Annotated in this window: 19 protein-coding genes and 3 pseudogenes; 9 read left to right on the top strand and 13 right to left on the bottom strand. The window is 67.9% G+C overall.

Annotated features, from left to right (window positions below; all coding sequences use genetic code 11):
* Positions 1-491 (top strand): protein NO VEIN domain-containing protein (locus tag MBEBAB_RS11850; RefSeq protein ID WP_045319283.1); only part of this gene is annotated, 491 nt, incomplete at its 5' end.
* On the opposite strand, the gene MBEBAB_RS16280 is transcribed toward MBEBAB_RS11850, so the two are convergent.
* Both MBEBAB_RS16280 and dinD read right to left on the bottom strand, forming a co-directional pair.
* Positions 430-681 carry a hypothetical protein gene (locus MBEBAB_RS16280; protein WP_148291532.1) on the bottom strand — a complete coding sequence of 84 codons (252 nt, stop codon included), beginning with the start codon at positions 679-681 and terminating at the stop codon, positions 430-432. The two genes, MBEBAB_RS11850 and MBEBAB_RS16280, sit on opposite strands and share 62 nt — an antisense overlap.
* A gap of 22 nt (positions 682-703) precedes the next feature.
* On the bottom strand, positions 704-1,549 hold the full coding sequence (gene dinD, locus MBEBAB_RS11855; protein ID WP_021698239.1) for a DNA damage-inducible protein D: 846 nt from the start codon (positions 1,547-1,549) through the stop codon (positions 704-706).
* Between the two features lie 81 nt (positions 1,550-1,630).
* On the opposite strand from dinD, the gene MBEBAB_RS16285 reads away from it, so the two are divergent.
* Positions 1,631-2,323: a hypothetical protein gene (locus MBEBAB_RS16285; protein WP_158332142.1), complete on the top strand. Its 693-nt coding sequence runs from the start codon at positions 1,631-1,633 to the stop codon at positions 2,321-2,323.
* A 17-nt stretch (positions 2,324-2,340) separates the two neighbouring features.
* On the opposite strand, the pseudogene lepA reads toward MBEBAB_RS16285, so the two are convergent.
* Positions 2,341-4,148: pseudogene (gene lepA / locus MBEBAB_RS11860) on the bottom strand (translation elongation factor 4).
* A gap of 230 nt (positions 4,149-4,378) precedes the next feature.
* Here lepA and MBEBAB_RS17710 point away from each other — a divergent pair.
* From MBEBAB_RS17710 to MBEBAB_RS11885, 6 genes and pseudogenes are all read left to right on the top strand, one after another.
* Positions 4,379-4,984 (top strand): efflux RND transporter periplasmic adaptor subunit, encoded by a 606-nt coding sequence (locus MBEBAB_RS17710; RefSeq protein ID WP_242397162.1) that lies wholly within the window; start codon positions 4,379-4,381, stop codon positions 4,982-4,984.
* Positions 4,981-5,550: an efflux RND transporter periplasmic adaptor subunit gene (locus MBEBAB_RS17715; RefSeq protein WP_242397163.1), complete on the top strand. Its 570-nt coding sequence runs from the start codon at positions 4,981-4,983 to the stop codon at positions 5,548-5,550. The genes MBEBAB_RS17710 and MBEBAB_RS17715 overlap by 4 nt, the downstream gene beginning before the upstream one ends.
* Positions 5,551-5,559: 9 nt before the next feature.
* Positions 5,560-8,645: pseudogene (locus tag MBEBAB_RS11870) on the top strand (efflux RND transporter permease subunit).
* A 308-nt stretch (positions 8,646-8,953) separates the two neighbouring features.
* A complete protein-coding gene (locus tag MBEBAB_RS11875; protein WP_021698243.1) occupies positions 8,954-9,490 on the top strand; it encodes an RNA polymerase sigma factor in 537 nt (178 codons plus the stop codon).
* Positions 9,490-9,864, top strand: coding sequence for a DUF6768 family protein (locus MBEBAB_RS11880; RefSeq protein WP_021698244.1), 375 nt, complete (start codon positions 9,490-9,492; stop codon positions 9,862-9,864). Before MBEBAB_RS11875 ends, MBEBAB_RS11880 begins: the two co-directional genes overlap by 1 nt.
* Positions 9,865-9,927: 63 nt before the next feature.
* Positions 9,928-11,091 (top strand): aminotransferase class V-fold PLP-dependent enzyme, encoded by a 1,164-nt coding sequence (locus MBEBAB_RS11885; RefSeq protein WP_021698245.1) that lies wholly within the window; start codon positions 9,928-9,930, stop codon positions 11,089-11,091.
* Here the strand turns inward: MBEBAB_RS11885 and MBEBAB_RS11890 are convergent.
* The 10 genes and pseudogenes from MBEBAB_RS11890 to hppD all read right to left on the bottom strand — a co-directional run bounded on the left by MBEBAB_RS11890 (position 11,037) and on the right by hppD (position 18,162).
* Positions 11,037-11,993 carry a hypothetical protein gene (locus MBEBAB_RS11890; protein WP_200865124.1) on the bottom strand — a complete coding sequence of 319 codons (957 nt, stop codon included), beginning with the start codon at positions 11,991-11,993 and terminating at the stop codon, positions 11,037-11,039. The genes MBEBAB_RS11885 and MBEBAB_RS11890 overlap by 55 nt on opposite strands.
* 148 nt (positions 11,994-12,141) lie before the next feature.
* A complete protein-coding gene (locus tag MBEBAB_RS11895) occupies positions 12,142-12,915 on the bottom strand; it encodes a hypothetical protein (protein ID WP_148291534.1) in 774 nt (257 codons plus the stop codon).
* Complete coding sequence (locus tag MBEBAB_RS11900) at positions 12,912-13,919, bottom strand: fumarylacetoacetate hydrolase family protein (RefSeq protein ID WP_021698246.1); 1,008 nt, start codon at positions 13,917-13,919, stop codon at positions 12,912-12,914. The genes MBEBAB_RS11895 and MBEBAB_RS11900 overlap by 4 nt, the downstream gene beginning before the upstream one ends.
* Positions 13,920-13,958: 39 nt before the next feature.
* Positions 13,959-14,282, bottom strand: coding sequence for a hypothetical protein (locus tag MBEBAB_RS11905; RefSeq protein WP_021698247.1), 324 nt, complete (start codon positions 14,280-14,282; stop codon positions 13,959-13,961).
* 77 nt (positions 14,283-14,359) lie between these two features.
* On the bottom strand, positions 14,360-14,620 hold the full coding sequence (locus MBEBAB_RS11910; RefSeq protein ID WP_021698248.1) for a hypothetical protein: 261 nt from the start codon (positions 14,618-14,620) through the stop codon (positions 14,360-14,362).
* Positions 14,621-14,715: 95 nt separating this feature from the next.
* Positions 14,716-14,991, bottom strand: a complete 276-nt coding sequence (locus MBEBAB_RS11915; RefSeq protein ID WP_021698249.1) for a hypothetical protein — start codon at positions 14,989-14,991, stop codon at positions 14,716-14,718.
* Positions 14,982-15,308, bottom strand: coding sequence for a methyltransferase family protein (locus MBEBAB_RS11920; protein WP_021698250.1), 327 nt, complete (start codon positions 15,306-15,308; stop codon positions 14,982-14,984). Before MBEBAB_RS11920 ends, MBEBAB_RS11915 begins: the two co-directional genes overlap by 10 nt.
* A gap of 312 nt (positions 15,309-15,620) precedes the next feature.
* Positions 15,621-16,685, bottom strand: coding sequence for an isoaspartyl peptidase/L-asparaginase family protein (locus MBEBAB_RS11925; protein ID WP_021698251.1), 1,065 nt, complete (start codon positions 16,683-16,685; stop codon positions 15,621-15,623).
* 178 nt (positions 16,686-16,863) lie between these two features.
* Positions 16,864-17,046, bottom strand: coding sequence for a hypothetical protein (locus tag MBEBAB_RS11930; RefSeq protein WP_021698252.1), 183 nt, complete (start codon positions 17,044-17,046; stop codon positions 16,864-16,866).
* Positions 17,047-17,059: 13 nt separating this feature from the next.
* Positions 17,060-18,162: pseudogene (hppD, locus tag MBEBAB_RS11935) on the bottom strand (4-hydroxyphenylpyruvate dioxygenase).
* A 136-nt stretch (positions 18,163-18,298) separates the two neighbouring features.
* Here hppD and MBEBAB_RS11940 point away from each other — a divergent pair.
* On the top strand, positions 18,299-18,874 hold a 576-nt coding region (locus tag MBEBAB_RS11940), incomplete at its 3' end, for an exopolysaccharide biosynthesis protein (protein ID WP_052516800.1).

An 18,874-nucleotide genomic window follows, 5' to 3' on the forward strand; every position in this document is an offset into this window, starting at 1 on the left:
CCGGGCGCGATCCTGCCCGCCACACCCCGCCCACAGCCAACCCCGCCAAGCCCCGCCCGCCGGGTCTCGTCCGCATCATCCGCAAGTTCGACCCCGCCGCCCGCGACCACCGCAACCGCACCCTCGGCCTGATGGGCGAACAGCGCGTGTTTGACCACGAGTGCGCCTTCCTCATCGCCAACGACCGCGCTGATCTGGCGCGGAAAATCGAATGGACCTCGCAGGAGCATGGCGACGGCGCCGGCTACGATATTCGCAGCTACGCACCCGACGGCCGCGAGCGTCTGATCGAGGTCAAGGCCACACGCGGCGGCCCCACCACCGACTTCTTCCTGACCCGCACCGAGCGCGAAGTTTCATTGGAACGCCCCGACGCATGGCGCCTCTACCGCCTGCACGATCTGCCCAAGACGCCGGGCCTTTTCCAGCTCAAGCCCCCGCTGGAGGTTGCCGTGAACCTGAGCGCGGAGACATGGCGCGCGCGGTTCTGACCGACGGGCTGCGCTCGAACCGGATCAGATCGTACTTCTCGGCGAACCATTCCAAGAACGCGGCGGGCGTTTGGCCGTCGCGCCAATAGTCGGTTAGTTGCTGTTCGTCGATCCCGGCATCTTCAATGCCGATGCACCACTCGCGGCGCATCAGTTGATCGACGGCGGCGGTCCATTGAGCCTTGTTCATTGCGGAGCCTCCTTGGGCGGCATCAGCCGCCCGACTGGTCTTTCAGGGCCTTCGCCTTGGCCCTTTCCAGTTGACCGATGCTTGTGTCCGGCGTGGGCAGGTGCTCAGGCATCACGCCGCCCAGTTCGGCGATCGTGCTGCGCACCTTCCTTCCCACGGCATGATGAATGTCGTTCGCCTGCGCCTTGGTGCGCGCGCCATCGCGCTTGAGCTTTTCCTCGGCCTGCGTGGCGCGGAACAGGTTCGCCGCAAGTTCGGTCGAGCCCATGTGATCCAGAATCTTCTGGCTCTTCTTCAGCCCCTTCAGGGTGTGAATGTCCCGCATGGTGCGGCCGCCATAAAGGCCCCGATAGCCGTGATCCTGAAAGATCGCATAGTCCAGCCCAGTCTCCACGCCCGATTGCCGCGCTGCCGATGCAAGGGCCGTATTGTGCTGGGCCATCTCCCGACGAAGCATCAGCCGCCGGTCATCTTCCGAAAGCCCGGCGAAGGACGGATCGTCCTGAATCTCCTGACGTCGAGTCTGGACGGCGAAATAGGTCTGGCCTGCCGCGATCACCGGCTTGGCCGGATCGCCATTCTGGACAATCAGGTAGCAGGCATAGCGCGATAGCCGAACGTCCGCGATCGCGCGCCGAGCGCCGGAGCCAATGTCGACCATTTTCCCGACGTCGGCAAAATGGTCGGCTTCCTCCAGCCCAGCCTGCACACATGAAACGCGCGCCTTTCTTACGACCTGAAGGAAGTTGTCATATTTCTCGTACCCCAGAACGGGCGCCAGTTGCCTGGCCAGCCAGTACTCCGCGCCCTCGTTCTCATGACGGATCGACTCGAAGGTCTGGCGGTGCGGATGAGCGATATCGGTCATCAAATGAGTATGCTCAACTAAGAACATAATGGCAACGCGCATTGCGTGCGGGGCCAAGAATCATGCGACCCTCTCTCCGCTATGGATGATCGAAGCGTTCCGCTCAATGAACTCCCGGGCTTTCTGTCAACCATTTCCATGGTTGAGGATGATGGGCGGGAGACCGTCAAAGGCTTGGTTGCCGCGGAGCGAAAATCGCCGCCCCGCTATGATGCGGCGCGGCAACTATTTTTGAGCGTATTGGAAGGGCGAATGACCCTCGCCCAAGCTCAGTCATATGCATCGGGCCTGCCTGATCCGATAGACCGCCGATGCGCTGAAGGCGTTATGGGGGCAGGGGCCATCTTTCTAAAAGAGGCTATCGTAAGCCCGATTGGCCAATTGCCTCCGCTTACCTTTCCGGTACGGGCTGACCTGACTCTCAAGATATCGCCAATCCGTGTGCGACAGCTGGAAGAGCCGCGTCTCTTATTGTTGCACTTGTGGGATCGGCCGCTCAACGAACGGCAAATCCGGGCCGCCCTGGCGATTTTAAAGCGTGGCCTTCTGGAGCAAGCACCAGATTATGCTTACTGCGACGTCGATTTTGTCATCTTATCCACTCAGCCGTTATCGGCCCATCGGTCTTGTCGCGTTTACGAATGGCCCACCCTCCCGGCCATGAAACAAGAAGAACTAAATCAGTTCCTAGAGATGTTGACGACGGCATGGGACGAATATCAACGTAAAGGGCCGCGCCTGATCAAGAGACGTCATCAGCCTAGGCTTCTTTAGAAATATCCTGACCGACATCAATCATCGTCCATCTTCAGCGCGGCGATGAACGCCTCCTGCGGGATCTCCACCTTGCCGAACTGGCGCATGCGCTTCTTGCCGGCCTTCTGCTTCTCCAGCAGCTTCTTCTTCCGCGTGGCGTCGCCGCCGTAGCACTTTGAGGTCACGTCCTTGCGCAGGGCGCGGACGGTCTCGCGGGCGATGATCTTGCCGCCGATGGCCGCCTGGATGGGGATGACGAACATGTGGGGCGGGATCAGCTCCTTCATCTTCTCCACCATGCCGCGGCCGCGCGTCTCGGCGCGGTTGCGGTGGACCAGCATGGACAGGGCGTCCACCGGCTCGGCGTTGACCAGGATGTTCATCTTGACCAGATCGCCGGGCTTGTAGCCCGACAGCTCGTAATCGAAGGAGGCATAGCCCTTGGAGATGGATTTCAGCCGGTCGTAGAAGTCGAACACCACCTCGTTCAGGGGCAGCTCATAGACCACCAGGGCGCGGCTGCGACGTAGCTGAGCTCCACCTGGCTGCCGCGGCGGTCCTGACACAGCTTGATGACCCCGCCCAGATACTCGTCCGGGGTCAGGATGGTGGCCTTGATCCAGGGTTCGCTGATCTCGAGGATCTGCATCACGTCGGGCAGGTCGGCGGGGTTGTGCAGGTCGATCTCGGACCCGTCGCGCATGGCGATCTTGTAGACCACGCTGGGGGCGGTCGCGATCAGGTCGAGATTGAACTCGCGGCTCAGGCGCTCCTGGATGATCTCCAGATGCAGCAGGCCGAGGAAGCCGCAGCGGAAGCCGAAACCGAGGGCGGCGCTGGACTCCATCTCGTAGGTGAAGCTGGCGTCGTTCAGGCGCAGGCGGCCGATGGCGGCGCGCAGGTCCTCGAAATCGGCGGCGTCCACGGGGAACAGGCCGCAGAACACCACCGACTGGACTTCCTTGAAGCCCTTGAGCGGGGCGGCGGTGGGGCGCTTCTCGTCGGTGATGGTGTCGCCGACGGCGGCGTGGGCCACTTCCTTGATCTGGGCGGTGATGAAGCCGACCTCGCCGGGGCCCAGCTGGTCCACCGGGGTGTTCTTGGGCAGGAAGACGCCGACCCGGTCCACCAGATGGGTCGAGCCGTTCTGCATGAAGGTGACGCGCTGGCCGGCGCGCAGGTGGCCGTCGAACACGCGCACCAGCAGGATGACGCCCAGATAGGGGTCGTACCAGGCGTCCACCAGCATGGCCTTGAGCGGGGCGTCCGGGTCGCCCTTGGGCGGGGGCAGGCGGGTGACGATGGCCTCCAGCACGTCCTCGATGCCGATGCCGGACTTGGCCGAGCACAGCACGGCGTCGGAGGCGTCGATGCCGATGACGTCCTCGATCTGTTCGCGCACGCGCTCGGGCTCGGCGGCGGGCAGGTCGATCTTGTTGAGGACCGGGACGATCTCGTGGTTGTTGTCGATGGCCTGATAGACATTGGCCAGGGTCTGGGCCTCCACGCCCTGCGACGCGTCCACCACGAGGATCGAGCCCTCGCAGGCGGCCAGCGAGCGCGACACCTCATAGGCGAAGTCCACGTGCCCCGGGGTGTCCATCAGGTTCAGCACATAGTCCAGCCCGTCCTTGGCCTTGTAGGTCAGGCGCACGGTCTGGGCCTTGATGGTGATGCCCCGTTCCTGCTCGATCTCCATGTTGTCGAGCACCTGCTCGCGCATCTCGCGCACGGTCAGGCCGCCGGTCAGCTGGATCAGCCGGTCCGACAGCGTCGACTTCCCATGGTCAATGTGCGCAACGATGCTGAAGTTGCGAATGCGTTCGATCGGCGTCTGGCTCATGACCGCGCCGGTATCACGCCGCCGGGGGACCGCCAAGCGCGGTGCGGGGACGCCCTGTCGCACGGGGCCGGAAACCGCCTGCAAATTAAGATGTCGTAATACACCCTAAGATCGTTTGAGGGCGCCGGCCAAACCGTCTAATCAGCCGGTCTGTCGGTGTCGTGTGGACGCTGGCCTTTGCGCGCCCGCCTCCCCCTTGTGGCCGCGCGCCCAGATGAAGGAATCATGGCGTGGCGCAGACGACCGCGGCCGGAACCGGCGATCGCCTCAAGACAACCCTGCGCGGCGGAGCGGCCGTTCTCGGCGCCTGCGCCCTGCTGGCCCTGGCCGCGTGCAGCGGACACGGCGGCGACGATGCGGCCGAGGGCGAAGGCGCCGGCGGCGCCTCGTCCCAGACCGTGACCGTGGCCGTGGCCACGACCCAGGATCTGGCGCGCACCATCACCGCCTCGGGCACCGTCAACGCCTGGGAGGAGGTGCCGGTGGGCGCCGAGGCCGGCGGCCTGACCGCCACAGCCGTCTATGTGGATGAGGGCGAGTATGTGCGTCAGGGCCAGGCCTTGGTGCAGTTGAACAACGACCTGTTGCGCGCCCAGCTGGCCCAGCAGGAGGCGGCGGTGTCGTCGGCCGAGGCCAACGCCGAACGCGAGAGCGCCGAGCTGGGCCGCGCCCGCGAACTGCGCGAGCGGGGCTTCCTGGCCCAGGCGTCGCTGGATCTGGCGATTTCAGAACAGCGCGCGGCCGACGCCCAGCTGGCCTCGGCCCGGGCGTCCCTGTCCGAGACCCGGACGCGCCTGAACCAGAGCACCATCGCGCGCCCGTTTCCGGCCTCGTGATCAGCCGCAGCGTCACGCGCGGCCAGATCGTCCCGGCCGGGACCGAGCTGTTCCGCATCGTCCGCGACGGCCGGCTGGAGCTGGACGCCCGGGTGCCGGAGACGGAGCTGGGCCTGATCCGCGCGGGGCAGAGCGCGACGGTGAACTCCGACGGAGTGGGCTCGGCCACCGGCCGCGTCCGCATCGTGACGCCCGAAGTGGACTCCCAGACCCGCCTGGGCGTGGCGCGCATCGCCCTGACCGGCAACAGCGGCCTGCGCCCCGGCATGTTCGCCCGCGCCGACATCGATGTGGGCGCCAGCCCGACGGTGACCGTGCCGACCCCGGCCATCCTGTACCGCGAGAACCGCGCCGGGGTGTACGTGGTCGGAAACGAGAACCGCGTCACTTTCCAGCCGGTGGAGATCCTGGCCCGGACCGACGAGCGCAGCTCTGTCGACGGCTTGCCCGAAGGCGCCCGCGTGGTGGTTCAGGGCGCCGGTTTCCTGGGCGAAGGGGACCGCGTGACGGTGGCCCAGCCGGCGCGGGCCGCGGCGCCCGCCGCCACCGCGCCTGCGGCTGAATAGGGCCGCGCCATGAACCAGATCTCCTCCTGGTCGATCAAGAACCCGATCCCGGTCATCCTGCTGTTCATCATCCTGACGCTGGCGGGGACGATCAGCTTCACCGGGATGCGGATCAACAATAACCCGGACATCGACTTCCCGTTGGTGCAAGTCAGCGCGGGACGTCCCGGCGCGGCCCCGGCCGAGATGGAGGTCCAGGTCACGCGCCTGATCGAGGATTCGATCACCTCCCTGTCCGGCGTGCGCCGCATCTACTCAAATGTGGGCGACGGCTATTCGTCCACCACCATCGAATTCGAGCTGGGCACCGACACCGAGCGCGCCACCAACGACGTGCGCAACGCCATGTCCGGTCTGCGCGCCGACCTGCCGCAGGACATGCAGGAGCCGTCGGTCCAGCGCATCGACATCACCGGCGACGCCTGATCACCTATGTGGTCCGCTCGCCGACAATGAGCCCGGAAGAGCTCAGCTGGTACGTGGACAACACGGTCAGCCGCGAACTGCTGGCCGTGTCCGGCGTGGGCGAGGTCAATCGTCAGGGTGGCGTGGACCGGGAGATCCGGGTCCAACTGGACCCCGACCGACTGGCCTCCTACGGCGTGACGGCCGCCTCGGTCAGCCAGGCCCTCAGCAGCGTCAACTCCGACCTGCCCGGCGGGCGCATCACCGTGGCGGGCTCCGAGCGCGCCATCCGCACCCTGGGCTCGGCCGGCTCGGTCGAGGCGCTGGGCGAGACACTGATCCCGCTGTCGGGCGGCGGCACCGTGCGCCTGCGCGACCTGGGTTCGGTCGAGGACAGCTGGACCGAACCGCGCCGCATGGCCCGTTTCAACGGCCAGGAGGTGGTGACCTTCAACTTCCTGCGCTCGCGTGACGCGTCTGAGGTCCGGACGGCCGAACGGGTGCGTGAGGCGGTGGCCCGGCTGGACGAACAGAATGACGACGTCTCGATCGAGCAGATCAGCGCCAACGTCGAATACATCGAGGAAAGCTATCTGGCCTCCATCGAGGCGCTGCTGCTGGGCGCGGCCCTGGCCGTGGCCGTGGTGTTCGTGTTCCTGCGGGACTGGCGCGCCACTCTGATCGCGGCGACGGCCATGCCCATGTCGATCATCCCGACCATGTTCATCCTGGACCTGACAGGACAGTCGCTGAACGGGGTCACCCTGCTGGCCCTGTCGCTGACCATCGGCATCCTGGTGGACGACGCCATCGTGGAGATCGAGAACATCGTCCGCCACATGCGCGGCGGCAAGAAACCCTATGACGCGGCCATGGAGGCCGCCGACGAGATCGGTCTGGCCGTCGTGGCCACCACCGCCACCATCATCGCCGTGTTCGCCCCCACCGGCTTCATGCCCGGCATCGTGGGCCAGTTCTTCAAGGCCTTCGCCATTGCCTCCTGTGTCTCGGTGGCCTTCTCGCTGCTGGTGGCGCGGACCCTGACGCCGCTGATGGCCGCCTACATGCTCAAGCGCGACGAGAAGCATGAGGACAAGGATCCGTTCTGGATGCACCGCTACATCCAGGCCCTCTCGTGGGTGATGGGCAATCGGTGGAAGGTGTTCGTCATCGGCACCCTGCTGTTCGTGGGGTCCGTTCCCCTGGCCGGCGCCCTGCCGTTCGAATTCCAGCCGGCGGGCGACCGCTCGCGCGCCTCGTTCTCGGCCGAGCTGCCGCCCGGCTCCACGCTGCTGCAGACGGATGCGGTGGTCCAGCGCATGGCAAGCGACCTGCGTGAACGGCCAGAGGTCCTTTCGGTCTACGCCTCCATCGGCGGTTCGGAGCCACGCCAAGCCTACGTTTACGCCGACATCGTCCAGCCGGGCCAGCGGACCATGACGCAGCAGGAATTCGCCCGCGAAATGGTGGATCAGTGGGACTCCATTCCGGGCACCCGCATCGGCGCCGGCATCGCCCAGCAGGGCGGCGGGCCCAGCGACGGCACCAGCTACACCTTCTCCATCCTCAGCGACGACGGCGAGGCTCTGGAAGCCGCCGCCCGCCAGATCGAGGCGGAGATGCGCGGCGTGCCGGGCCTGGCCAATGTGGTGAACACCGCCGCCATCGCCCGGCCCGAGATCCTGATCACCCCCCGCACCGACCAGGCCGCCATGATGGGGGTCTCCACCGGCGCCATCTCCCAGACCGTTCGCGTGGCCACCCTGGGCGACGTTGAGCAGAACCTGCCCAAATACAATCTGGGCGACCGCCAGATCCCCATCCGCCTGCTGCTCACCGAGGACGCACGGGAGGATCTGTCGGTGCTGGAGACGCTGCAGGTGCCGACCAACACCGGAAGCAGCGTGCCCCTGTCGTCCGTGGCGGACATCCGCTTCGGCGCCGGGCCGTCCCAGATCACGCGACAGGACCGCGCCCGGGTGGCCACCATCACCGCCGAGCTGGACGGCATCCGCTCGGGCGAGGCGGCCCAGGCGGTCAACCAGCTGGAGTCGGTCCAGAACCTGCCGCCCCAGGTGCGCCAGACGCCCGCGGGCGACACCGAGTTCATCCAGGAGATGCTGACCGGCTTCATCATCGCGTTCTCGACCGGCATCCTGCTGATGTACGCGGTGCTGGTGCTGCTGTTCAAAAGCTTCGCCTATCCGATCACCATCATGGCGGCTCTGCCGCTGGCCATCGGCGGCGCCTTCGCGGCCCTGCTGATCTCCGGATCCAGCTTCTCGATCTCGTCGCTGATCGGCATCCTGATGCTGATGGGCATCGCGGCCAAGAACTCGATCCTGCTGGTGGACTACATCATCATCGCCGAGCAGGAGGGCATGAGCCGCTATGACGCCATCATGGATTCGGCGCACAAGCGGGCTCGCCCGATCATCATGACCACCTTCGCCATGGGCGCGGGCATGATGCCGGTGGCCCTGGGCTGGGGCGCGGATGTGGAGTTCCGCTCGCCCATGGCCATCGCCGTGGTCGGCGGACTGATCTCGTCCACCTTCCTGTCGCTGCTGTTCATCCCGGCGATCTTCACCATCGTGGACGACTTCTCGCGCTTCATCCGTCGTCTGCTGGGCAAGAAGCGGGAAGACGAGGTGCCGCGCGGGCAGCAGCAGCCGTTGCCGGCGGAGTGATCCCGCCGCCCGGCTCAATTCCCGGCGCAGACCCGGAAAGACGGACATCGGGGGCCGCCTGATCCCGCTTTTTCCGGGCCCAATACCTTGGCCCGCAAGGGCCGGGCGCGAAAATCGTCGCTTTTCCGCCCCCTCCCTTTCGGCCGGTCTATGATCACCGCTGCGTGGAGGGGGCGGGCCGATTTCAGACTATTCAGACTATTCAGACCCTGTTTTTTCGGCGCCGGAGTCTGAAATCCCGACGGACTCCGTGAACCTTTCTGCGCGCGGGCGCGACTATGGTCGTGAAAGCGCAACGGGGGCCGTCCGTGCCGATATCCGAACTTGATCGCGTCCATGACGAACTGCTGGTGGTTCTGGTCCAGGCCGGCGACCGCCGGGCGGGCGAGCGCCTGGCCGCCCGCTGGCAGCCGCGTCTGCTGCGCGCCGCCCGTCGCATCCTGCGCAGCGAGGACCGCGCCCGCGACGCGGTTCAGGACGCCTGGACCTCGATCTTTCGCGGCGTGGCGCGACTGAACGATCCGGCCGCCTTTCCGGCCTGGGCCTTCGGCATCCTGAACCGCCGCTGCGTCGACCGCATCCGGGGCGACAGCCGCCGCGCCGAGGCGGTCGTGGATGTGGACCAGGTTTCCGCCCCGTCGCCGGCCGAGACCGAGGGCCTGGACCTCGTCCGCGCCCTGGCCGGGCTGGACCATGATCACCGCACGGCCGCGGTCCTGCACCTCTGCGAGGGCCTGACCCTGGCCGAGGTCGCCGCCGCGGTCGGCGTGCCCCTGGGCACCGCCAAGTCCCGCATCTTCCACGCCCGCCGCCGGCTCAAGGCGGCCCTGTCCGGAGACACCTGATGACCCAAGAGACTGACCGCCTGCGCGCCGCCCTCGAGGCGGATGACGAGGCCTTCCTGAACAGCCTGGAGAAGGAGCGCGGCCTGTTCGCCCAGATCGGCGAAACCTTTCGCGGCCCCATGCGGGCCATGACCATCGCCGCCAATGTGGTGGTCCTGATCGCCACGGCGGTCGGCCTGTGGGCCGTGTGGAAGATGTTCGACGCGTCCTCGACCCGCGACCTGATCCTGTGGGCCGCCGCCGCCTGGGCCGCCTGGACCATGCAGATCGGCATCAAGCAATGGATCTGGTCGCGGGTGAACACCCTGTCGATCCTGCGCGAGATGAAACGGATGGAGCTGCGCATGGCCGCCCTGGAGGCGCGCCTGAGGTGAGGCTTGAGCGGGGCCGGGCGGAGCGATAGGGCTAGATTCGTCCTTCCTCCGCGCGAGTCGATCATGAGCTACAAGCCCCTGTTCTCCCGCGCCCTGGGCGCTGACCCCAAGCGGCTGCACTTCGCCGCCCACAGCCACCACCTGTGGCCCGACGCCAGTTTCAACGGCCAGGTGCAGGCCTGGGCCGACGCCAACCGCCACGCCGACCGCAAATGGGAGCTGATCTTCGGCGAGGTGGTGCCGGAGGCGCAGGGCCATGTGGCGCGCGAGCTCAAGCTGCCCTCGCCCGACACCGTGGTGTTCGCCCCCAACACCCACGACTTCCTGGTCCGCATCGTCTCGGCGGTGGAGAAGAAGCCGGTCCGCATCCTGTCCACCGACGGCGAGTTCCATTCCTTCCGCCGCCAGGCGGCGCGCTGGGAGGAGGCCGGCGAGGCGGTGGTGACCCGCGTGCCCATCGCCCCCTTCGACACCTTTCCGGCCCGCTTTCTGGAAGCGGCGCGTGCGGGGGGCCACGACCTGATCCTGGTCAGCCAGGTGTTCTTCCGCACCGGCTGGATGGTCGAGGCGCTGGACGAGCTGGCGGCCCTGGCCGACCCCGCCGGGCCCTGGGTGGTGGTGGACGGCTACCACGGCTTCATGGCCGCCCCCACCAATCTGTCAGCGGTGGCGGACCGGGTCTTCTACGTCACCGGCGGCTACAAATACGCCATGTCCGGAGAGGGCGCGGGCATTCTGCATGCGCCGCCCGGTTTCGGCCCGCGGCCGGTCGTGACCGGCTGGTTCGCCGAGTTCGGGGACCTGCAGGGTCCGCCGGGCGGGGTGGGCTACACCACCGACGCGGGCCGGTTCTGGGGCGCCACCTTCGACTCCACGCCCCTGTACCGCTTCAACGCCGTGCGCCGCATGCTGGACCACGAGGGCCTGACCACGGCGGACGTGGCCGCCCATGCGCGTTCGCTTCAGGCCCAGTTCGCCGAGGCCGCGAGCGCCGGGCGCTGCGGGCGGCTGAAGGAGGCCGAATTGCTCAATCCGGTGCAGGGCCACGCCCGTCGGGCGCGTTTCCTGGCCTTCCGCCACCCGGACGCCCAGGCGTGGAAAGCCCGGCTGCAGGACGTGGATGTGATCACCGACGTGCGCGACGACGTGCTGCGCTTCGGCTTCGGCCTGTATCAGAACGAGAACGACGTGGAGCGCCTCATCGAGGTCTGCCGCCGCGTTCTGTGACGCGGCTCAGAAGAAGGTGGCGTCTTCCTGCTTCTCGGCGCGCGGCGCCTCGCGCGGCGTCGTCGGGCGCGACGGCGTGGGGCGGGAAGGCTCGGCGCGGCTGCCCCCGGGCGCGGATCGACCGGGGAGCTCATGGGCGGCTCGCCGGGCGTGGGCGCCCCGGACGGCGGGATCTCGGGCAGGTCGCCCACCTCGGGATAGGGCAGGGGCTCGGGCGCGAAGTCGTCCTCGCGCGGCGTCTCGGCCGGTGAGGTCTGGTCAGGCGCGTCCAGGTCGTCGCGGATGAAGGCCCAGGAGCGGGGATCGGAGCAGGCGCAGGCCTTCAGATAGCCCTCGCGGTCCCGCCACAGGATCAGCGGATAGCCGGCCCCCACGCCCTGGCCCCGCAACAGGCCGTTCAGCCGGTCGATGAAGTCACGCCCCGCCTGGACCACGGCGCCCCGGGCCAGATTGCCGTCGGCGCCGGGAATGCCCGCCGCGGTCCAGTTGCGGCTGGGGGTGGCGGTCCAGCGCTCGTAGAGGGTCCAGTCGCGGCTCAGCCAGATCTCGGCCACGGTGGCGCGCTCGGCGGCCGTGGACTGGGCCATCCCCTCACGGTCCGGCCGGGCGAAGACGATGATGCGAGGCTCGACCCCGGCCGCGCGCAGCTTGGGGAACTCCTCGCGCTCGTAGCGCTGGGCCGCGGCGCTGTCGCGCCAGGCCACCATGTAGAGCGGCTCGCCGCCGCCGCCGGGCGAGATCCACGAGGCCTCGTCCAGCAGGCGCTGGATCTCGGCCTGGTCCCGCTGGATCACCACCGGCTGGAACCGGGCGTAGAAGTTCCAGTAGGCCCAGTACCCGCCTCCGGCGAGCCCGAGGCCGATGATCAGCGCCAGGGCGCTCCAGACCAGAAATCGACGCATGGACGGCTCCCCCGATTCAACTGGGCCCTACATAGCGCGGGAATGAGCAAAAATCAGGCCGGACGCGTGATGGAGGATTCGTCACTGCATCCGCCAGTGGATCGGCAAGCGGATGAGCGCTTACCGCACCTGGTGTGGCGCTGTGTCATCACTCCATTCGGAAGTTCGTCGTCCAGCTGATGATCACCGTGGGGACCTCGGTCACTGAACGGTCGACGTTTCTCAGACGTCCGCTCCGTGTCGCGCGAAGGGCGGCTTGGCCAAAGCCGCCATCTGCAGGCCACTCTGTTTCGACCACGCATTCCCGCAACCGACCGTCCGGCTGCGTCAGGCAACTCACCACAGCCACGCCCCGTGTGTAGGTGGGACCCATAGGATACGAGCCACTAGGCTGACGGGCCCATTCAAGGTTTACGGGCAACCCATTCTCGGGGAGATCCTCCAGAAACACGTCGCGCGGGTCGTCCACAGGCTTGCCGCATGCCTCCAACGTCTGGTTCACGGCTGAGGCAGACGCCGGAATCTCAAAGACGTAGCGCAGGTTTTCGCCATTCGGCCCAGCTTCGCTGACAATGATGTCCAGAGTGCCTCCTTCGCGAAGGCGGCGCGCGTAGAACGCGGGCATGTAGCTGAAAGCGGTTTGCGCTTCCTCTCCGACGAACCAGCTTTGTTGACCCCAATCATCATCCTGGAACCGCACCCGCATCTGACGGGTGACGCCCTCCTCGGGAGCGAGGCCGGTCACGAGGAGATGAAAGGATTCGTCCTTGCATCTGGCGAGTACGCCCCGGCCGCCTTCATACGCCACGAAAGCGGCGGTCAGATCCTCGTCAGGATCGACAATGACCTCCCAATCCGATGTGTCCTGCGCGGCGGTCGTCATGGCGACAACAGCCAGAATGGCCGCCAATGCCTTCATCACGCCTGCTCCACCGCCTGTTCGATGGCGCCGAAGAGGGTGTGGCGGCTGTCGTCCAGCATCTCGATGCGGACGGTGTCGCCGTGCTTCAGGAAGGGGGTTTCGGCCTTGCCGCGCAGGATGGTCTCGACCGTGCGGACCTCAGCGATGCAGGAGTAGCCCAGGCCGCCGTCGCTGACGGGCTTGCCGGGACCGCCGTCGGCGTCGCGGTTGGACACGGTGCCCGAGCCGATGATGGAGCCGGCGCCGAGGGTGCGGGTCCTGGCCAGATGGGCGATCAGGGTTCCGAAGTCGAAGGTCATGTCTACCCCGGCGTCAGCCTTGCCGAAGGGCCGGCCGTTCAGGGTGACGGTCAGCTCGCCGTGCAGCTTGCCGTCCTTCCAGCGGTCACCCAGGGCGTCGGGGGTGACGAAGACGGGCGACAGGGCGCTGGCGGGTTTGGACTGGACGAAGCCGAAGCCCTTGGCCAGTTCGCCGGGGATCAGGTTGCGCAGGGACACGTCGTTGACCAGGCCGATCAGGCGGATGTGGCCCAGCGCCTCCTCGCGGGTCACGCCCTGGGGCACGTCGCCGGTCACGACCACGATCTCGGCCTCCAGGTCGCAGCCCCAGGCTTCGTCCTTCAGCGGGATGGGGTCGCGGGCGCCGAGCATGGAGTCCGAGCCGCCCTGATACATGAGGGGGTCGGTCCAGAAGCTGTCGGGCATCTCGGCGCCGCGCGCCTGACGCACCAGCGCCACGTGGTTCACATAGGCCGAGCCGTCGGCCCACTGATAGGCGCGAGGCAGGGGCGCGGCGGCGTCGCGCTCGTGGAACCGGCCGCGGGGCACGGCTTCGTGCTCGAGGCTTTCTGCCAGGGCGCGCAATTGCGGTTCACAGCGGTCCCAGTCGTCCAGCGCCGCCTGCAGCGTCGGGGCGATCAGGAAGGCGTCGGTGAACCAGTTCAGGTCGTTGGAGACGACCACGAGGCGGCCGTCACGGCCGTGCTTGAGCGATGCGAGTTTCATGCCTCAGGCTTAAAGCCCGCGCGGCCCGATGGGAAGGCGTCAGGACAGGTTCGCCCGGGCGCGGCGCAGCTCCCGCATCCGAGCCTCCTTGTCGCGCCAGTGGTCGGCGAAGGCGTGGATGGCCGCGCGCAGGCGCTCGATCTCGGCGCGGCGGTCCGGGGCGTGGCTCTCCTTCGATGGGGCGCAGGCGTCGGGCTTGTCGCCGTGGCCGGTCTCGTAGCCCTTGCCCGCTTCGCCGCCGCCCGCGTGGACCACGAGCTTGCCGGTGTTGACCACGACGAGCTCGGAGGCGCGTGCGGGCGCGGCGCGGCCATGCTCGGCGCCGGGATGGGGCTCATGCTTGTCCGGCCTGGGGTCCAGCACGTCGCGGATCGTCGCGCACGGGCCGGTGACGCCGTCGGCCAGGGCCAGGACGCCGCCGAGGCGCCGGTCGATGACAGTCAGGAGGCCGCGCGCCTGGCGTGGACCTCGTCGCGCGAGGCCTTCAGGGCCGTCTCGGCCGCCTTGCGCACCTCGTTGTAGAGGGCGTCGCAGGGGTCTTTGGGCTTCGGCCCCATCTGCTCGCGGGCGTACCAGCCGCACAGGAGCGCGAGCAGAAGCAGGAGCAGGAACAGGAGCAGGATCACCGGCGGGACGCTGAGGAACAGGTCCGAGTCGGCGGGGTAGGCGGCGGCCGGGGTGTCGAACTCCGATGGATACATGGCGCGCCTCCCCTGATCTTCTGCGCGCCGCCATCTTGGCCCAGCGGCGCCGTGTGGCAATGGAAAAGGTTAACGGAGGTCGTCGAACGAAGGTCTCAGGGCTCCGATGCGTCCTTCGTCAGGGTCGCGCCGGCCTCGGCGCCCTCGCCGGCGCCGGGGTCGCGCACCTCCACCTCGACGCGCACGGCGCCGGGCGGGTCATGGGCCCAGATGTAGCGGCGCTCGATCTCCACCTCGCGGCCCGAGGGGGCGAAGCCGGTGAAGCTGTCGCCCCAGGGGGTGATGCGGGTCAGTTCGGGCCAGGACAGGCCGCAGGCGGCGTCCAGCTCCTCGATGGCCATGGCCGAGAGCTCGTCGTCATTCACAGCCATCGGCGCACCCTGGCCTTGTAGGCGCGGTAGGGCTCGCCGAACTTGCGTTCCAGATAAGCCTCCTCGCGGACGATGACGAAGCGGTCGATGACGATCAGGCAGGGCAGGATCATGGCCGCGGCCAGCGGGCTGTCGAGGCCGATGGCCAGTCCGGCGTAGATGATGGTGAAGCCCACATAGATCGGGTTGCGACTCAGGGCGTAGATGCCGTTCGTGACCAGCGCCGTGGAGGGCTTCCACGGCTCCACCGCCGTGCGTGCGCGCCGGAACAGGCCCGCCGCCCAGCCCTCGACGACCAGGCCCGTGACGATCAGCACAAGGGCGGCGCCGCGCCGCCACAGGTCGGGCAGGCCCAGGGAGGGCTCGCCGATCAGATTGCCCAGGGTCCAGCCGCCCGCCAGGAAGGCAGGAAGATGATGGGCGGCGGGGCGATGACGCCGGGGATGTCGCGGGGTTCGGAGGTCATGGCGTCAGGATATCGCTCGGCTCGCGTTGGAGGAAGTTTCAGACCCGGGGCGCGAAAAACAGGGTCCGAATTGTACGAATTGTCCGAAATCGCTGTCTTGCTCCTGACGCGCCCCGGCCATTGTAAGGCGCCGGGAAGGAGCGGGATCAAATAAATCCGGAATTCAGTCCTCGTCGCCGTAGATGGCCACGCGGGCTTCGCTGTCGGAGGCAACCGCGCCCCGGTACATGCCCGAGGTATTGAGGCTGAAGACCACGTTCCCCTCGACGTCCAGGGCGATGACGCCGCCGTCGCCGCCCAGTTCGCCCACCTGCCGGATCTCCGCGTCGGCGGCGGACTGGATGTCGCCGCTGATGGCGGTTCTCAGGCAGATGTCCCGCGCGACCGTGGCGCGGATGAAATATTCGCCCGAGCCGGTGGCCGAGACGGCGCAGCCGTCGATGTTGGAGGCGTAGGTGCCCGCGCCGATCACCGGCACGTCGCCGACCCGGCCCCAGCGCTTGGCGGTCATGCCGCCGGTGGAGGTGGCCGCCGCCAGCCGCCCTTCGGAATCCAGCGCCACGGCGCCGACGGTGCCGAATTTGCGCTCGTTCAGGGGCGGGGCGGGCAGGTCGGCCTGCGCCCCGGCGGAGGGCGCGCCTGCGGGGCGCTCGGGGACCGGCAGACCCTGCGCCTCAAGGGCGTTGACCAGCCCGCGCCAGCGGCGCTCGGTGAAGAACCAGGACGGGTCCGCCTGCTCCAGATCCTGTTCGACGGCGAAGGCGTCGGCGCCCTGGCCGATCAGCATGACGTGGGGGGACCGCTCCATGACGGCGCGGGCCAGGGCGATGGGATGGCGGGTGCGGGTGACGCCCGCCACGGCGCCGAGGTTCAGGTCGGTCCCGTCCATGATGGCCGCGTCCAGTTCATTGGCCCCGGCGGCGGTGAAGACCGCGCCGCGCCCGGCGTTGAACAGGGGATCGTCCTCCATCAGCTGGACCGCCGCCTGCACCGCGTCGAGAGCCGAGCCGCCGTTGCGGAGCACCGCCGCGCCCGCCTCCAGCGCCGTGGACAGAGCCGCGCGATAGGCGGCGTCCTGTTCGGGGCTGAGATCGGCGCGCTCGATGACGCCCGCGCCGCCGTGGATGGCCAGGGACCAGCGGGGCTCCGCGTCCTGGGCCTGGGCCGCGCCCGCGCACAGGGTGAGGCTGATGATCGTGGCCGCTGCGGCCAGGGCGGTGTTTTTCATAGGAAGGCGTCCCTCATGGCTCCCCGCCGTCATCACCCGGCTTGTCCCGGTGATCCATACGCTCCGACCTTGCGAGGTGATCAGTGGCGACCTGAACACCCCGCCTTCGCCATGTCAAAGCGCGCGTATGGATGACCCGGGCGAGCCCGGCCATGATGATTGTGATGTCAGGAATCCGTCAGTGCCGCCCCGAGCGCCAGCGCCAGACGCGGCCGATGAGCCAGGGAAGGAAACCGACGACGAGCCCGATCAGCACCAGCTCCCAGTAGCCGACGCGGGGCAGAAGGGCGTAGGCGGCCAGAACGGCCAGGCCCGCCAGCGGCGGGCCCAGCCAGGGCAGCCATCGGGGCGGCGTCCTCACCGCCGGGCCTCGATCAGGCGTCCACCTTGATGACGCCGCGCCGGATCTGGTCCAGCTCGATGGAGTCGAACAGGGCCTGGAAATTGCCCTCGCCGAACGCCTGGTTGCCCTTGCGCTGGATGATCTCGAAGAAGATCGGGCCGAAGGTGTCCTGGGTGAAGATCTGCAGCAGGATGCCGTCCTCGTCCGAGCCGTCGATCAGGATGCGGTTCTCGCGCATGCGAGCCACGTCCTCGCCGTGGTTGGGCAGGCGTTTGTCGATCAGATCGAAATAGGTCTCGATCGTATCCTGGAAGGGGATGCCGCGACGCTTCATCTCCTCGACGGTCTCGAAGATGTTGTCGGTGGCCAGGGCGATGTGCTGGATGCCCTCGCCGTTGTAGCGCTTCAGGAATTCCTCGATCTGGGAGTTGTCGTCCTGGCTCTCGTTCAGGGGGATGCGGATGGCGCGGTCCGGCGCGATCATGGCCTGGGACAGCAGGCCGGTCGCCTTGCCCTTGATGTTGAAATATTTCTGCTCCTCGAAGGCGAAGACGTCGCCGTAGAGCCCGACCAGGTGCGCATCTGGCCGCGGCGCACATTGTGGGTCAGGTGGTCGAGGCTGAACAGGCCGACGGCGTTCTTGCGCTCGGCCTCCTGCCAGCCCTCGATCTCGGTCCAGCCGTCGTAGAGGGAGCCGGCCTCGCCGTATTTGTCGACGAGGTAGAGCAGCGAGCCGCCGATGCCTTGCAGCACATAGGGGTAGCCGTCGCCCAGCGCGCCGCCCTCGTGGCCCTCAGCCGCCTTGGCGCCGCGCGAAACGGCGCCGTCGAAAGCGGCTTTCGCATCGGCCACGCGGAAGGCCATGCCGTTGGCCGAGGGGCCGTGGTCGTCGGCGAACGCCCTGGCCTGCCCCTTGGGCGAGCGGTGGACGATCATGTTGATGTCGCCCTGCTTCAGACGCACGGCGTCGGTCCGGGGATGCACATGGGACTGGGTGAAGCCCATCAGCTCCAGCCGCGCGATCATGGCCTTGGGCTCCGGGCCGGTAAACTCGACGAATTCGAAGCCGTCCACGCCTAGCGGATTCTCGGCGTCCAGAGCCTTGGCGGCGGCGGTCTGAGGGGCGTCGTGCATGGGGGGTCTCCCTGAGTCTTGTACGTCCCGGGCGCGTTCGCCCCGGGGATTTGGCCCGGAACCTAGGCGTCGAAGCGACGCGGGACAAGAACGGGCGCCATATGGAAACCTTTGTCAGGCAGGATCGCTCCCGCTCATGACCCAGGTTCACGCAGACATGACCGACGCCGCAAGCGCGGGCGACCACTCCGGCAATGGGGGACGGCATCAGGACGACGCTCGCCGCGGCGCCATCGACATGATCGTCCACCTGGCCCGCGAAGGCGCGGCGGAGGGCCTGACCCTGCGCGACATCCGCGACCATCTGGATGAGCGCGGCTTCGGCCTGATGATGCTGATCCTGTCGATCCCGTGCCTGGTGCCGGCGCTGTACGGCGTGCCGCAGGTGCTGGGTGTTCCCATGCTGCTGCTGGCCGGGCAGATGCTGGTGGGGCGTCAGGAGCCGTGGCTGCCCGCGACGGTGCTGGACCGGCGCGTGCCCGCGTCCTGGCTGAAGCGCATGGCCGATTTCGCCGACAACCGCCTGCGCTGGACCGAACGGCTGTCGCGGGCGCGGCTCCGGGTCTTCGCCGCCGGCCCGGCCGAGCAGGTGGCGGCCTTCTTCATGATCGTGGCGATCCTGACCATCGTCCTGCCCATGACCAACACCGTGCCCTCGGTGGGACTGGCGCTGATGGCGGCGGGCCTGATCCAGCGGGACGGCCTGTTCGTG

The sequence above is a fragment of the Brevundimonas abyssalis TAR-001 genome (assembly GCF_000466985.1).
Classification (GTDB): Bacteria; Pseudomonadota; Alphaproteobacteria; order Caulobacterales; family Caulobacteraceae; genus Brevundimonas; species Brevundimonas abyssalis.